The 2666-nt window shown below is 35.7% G+C and carries 3 protein-coding genes; 1 reads left to right on the top strand and 2 read right to left on the bottom strand.

The genetic code is table 11. The features are described from left to right. Both GC098_RS05830 and GC098_RS05825 read right to left on the bottom strand, forming a co-directional pair. Window positions 1-492: hypothetical protein (locus tag GC098_RS05830; RefSeq protein ID WP_171641837.1), on the bottom strand; the 492-nt coding region annotated here is incomplete at its 3' end. Between the two features lie 186 nt (window positions 493-678). After that, window positions 679-1521: a tyrosine-type recombinase/integrase gene (locus GC098_RS05825; protein ID WP_171641835.1), complete on the bottom strand. Its 843-nt coding sequence runs from the start codon at window positions 1519-1521 to the stop codon at window positions 679-681. Between the two features lie 968 nt (window positions 1522-2489). Here GC098_RS05825 and GC098_RS05820 point away from each other — a divergent pair. Further along, window positions 2490-2642: a hypothetical protein gene (locus GC098_RS05820; protein ID WP_156411073.1), complete on the top strand. Its 153-nt coding sequence runs from the start codon at window positions 2490-2492 to the stop codon at window positions 2640-2642. Window positions 2643-2666: the final 24 nt, after the last annotated feature.

The raw sequence follows: 2666 nt of genomic DNA, 5'->3' as shown, positions 1-2666 counted from the left end.
CTTAAAGGAATTGGGAATTAGATTTTTACTTCCTAGAAAAGTAACAACTTCATTCGTAAGTATAATTTGTTTAATATCAGTGATTTTTTCATTTTTCAAGTTAATGAATGTATCTGTCGAAGAACTAAATTTATCTGTAAATAAAATCTCTCCTTTTAGATTTCTGTTTTTATCTTTGAAGTCAATTAACAAATAACGTACAACTTCTTCAAAGACTTGAAAACCTTCTATTATTTCATCAAAACTATCCAAGGTGTAAGGAGGAGATGCGACTTCTATTAAGGCATTGGTATATTCAGGATGTATTTCCCAACCTTTGGCAAACAGATACCCCACTTTTCTTGCTAGATTTTCATGAATATCCGACATAGACTTTATTTTATTTACGATCTGTTGTGATGCTAATAAGTAACTTATGAAGTCACGTTCTTTATAAACTATTGCATATTCTTTTTCGATTCCAAACTCAAACTTGTTTGGATCAATTTTCATTGTTGTTCCCCCATTTTATTGGTTATAAGTCAATTAATTCTCCTAAAACGATTTTTATCATGATGATAATTGCCACCAACAATTATAGCACTACCCTTATTAATTTATTAGCCTTACAGCCAACTTAGTATTAACACATATTGGAGCTAAACTGCCCATTACTTGAGAAGTAACAAATGAAATTTTCTAAAAATATCGGCGATATAATTCTCTTCTACGCTCTCCGCGCAGCTGCGCATAAATCTGTGTAGTAGATGCTTTTTCATGCCCAAGCATACCCTGAATAAATTCTAGCGGCGCACCGTTATCTAGCAATTGACAGGCATAGGTGTGACGAAATCGATGAGGGTATACATTGGTACTAATTTTCCCGCGTTGTGCTAGCTTTTTTAAAGACCAACGTATTGTTGGAATCGTCAATCGACGGGTCGGATTCGTTTCGGTAACAAACAATGCTTTACAGGTATCTTCACGGCTCTCTAGGTATCTTTTTAACCAAACCTTACACTCGGTAGTAAAATAAACCTCTCTTTGTTTAGAACCCTTACCATTCACAATTGCAGAACAGTTCTCCCAGTTCACGTCTTCAATATTTATTTTCTGCACTTCTCCAACGCGGCAGCCCGTGCAGTATAGAAATTCCAACAGAGCATGCTCACGATGGGATCGACAGGTAATCTTAAGATGAATAACATCCTCCTCAATTAGAAATTTTGGAATACGTTTGTCCATCTTTGGCTCTCTCAGCTTGAGAGAAGGATTGCGTGTGATATGTCCTTCTTCAAATGCAAAGCGAAAAAGGGAGCGTACAAATCGAATCCGATGGCCCAAGCTGCTAGGCTTTAACCGCTCTGATACCCTTGCGAAGTAGTCTTTTAGCAAGTTTAAAGAAATTTCTTCAATCTCCAGATCACCCAGTTCACGAACCAACATCTTTAGTTGAAGAAAGTATGCTTTCATTGTATGCGTGCTGAATCCCAGAATACGTTTGTCAGCTTCATATAGCATCCATAAATCCTTCAATGTCATAATAAAACCCTCCCAAGTATAAGTTATCTCTAGCTTTGCTAGAATTGGGAGGGTTTAATCTTTATTGCTTATTGTTGTGCTAGCGTTTTTCGTTATGACATGCTTTCTTGCCTATTTTGTCGACGTTGAGATTACCCATTAAGTCCTACTGGAAATTAATAATAACGAACTTGAAACATATAAAACTCCATATCACAATAACTCAACCCGATACATAACTTCCAAATCCTTTTCCAGTAAGCTGATATAGGAGTGACTTAACCCAAATGTTTTGCTATAGCTTTCTCTGGTAATAACCTTTTCTTGCCTTCATGACGCGTCAGTCTTTGCCCTTATCCTCATATCCCTGCTTTTATCCTAATCACATTTGTTTACAACTGTAAATTTCATTAAACCACTCTATTTCACGTTAAATAACTTTATTTCAGATTAAACAACCTTATTTCATCTCGCCATCTGTTTCTGGCCAATCAAAGAAGACTTCGTTCTCGGGAGGACCGTCCACACGAGCGTGAAAAAGGAAAATCTTTTCCTTAGGAACATTGTAGCCGTAAAGCTGTTGGGTGATAAAAATCTCTGAACTAAATTTGTTGATTTTACTGGGTTTGCCTCGACACGTGATAAACACGAAAAATACAAAGTCTGGAACCATCAAAAATTCCCATGTAAAGAAAGTTGGGAACTATCATCAACTGAAATTTAGCAGGTCAGTGAAAAATCTTTAACTTCCTCACCTGTTATTATCTCTCTTTCTTGAAAATAAATCATAATTTTAGACTCAAAACTGAAATCAGTGCTTGACAATTTAACAGGGGGGGTACCAATATATCCATCTTCTTTAAGTCGTAAAACTTGTTCTAAGGCATTGGCTATAACTCTCCAGTATCATTACGATTTCCACAAATGGAATAAATATCCTAATTGATGTAAATGATAAGCTTTGTATTAACCAAAAGGAGATGAGTTTAATGCCTAATGACAAAATTGAAAAAGAAACTGATGGAAATCCTATTACTATCTATGAAGATCTTTCTGCTCATGAACGTCATGGTTACATACTAGATGAATCGCATAAAAATGAAGACAATGAGGATAACAATGGAAAAGTAGCGACTGACTAAAAGTAAATGAAACCGTAGGGAATT

It is taken from the genome of Paenibacillus phytorum, from assembly GCF_013141715.1.
Lineage (GTDB): Bacteria > Bacillota > Bacilli > Paenibacillales > NBRC-103111 > Paenibacillus_E > Paenibacillus_E phytorum.
The sequence above is the reverse complement of the archived record's forward strand: the minus strand, read 5'-3'. Positions and strand labels throughout refer to the sequence as shown.

Coding starts and splice junctions, on each gene's coding strand:
- GC098_RS05825 (WP_171641835.1), bottom strand. CDS start 1,521: ATGACATTGAAGGATTTATGGATGCTATATGAAGCTGACAAACGTATT.
- GC098_RS05820 (WP_156411073.1), top strand. CDS start 2,490: ATGCCTAATGACAAAATTGAAAAAGAAACTGATGGAAATCCTATTACT.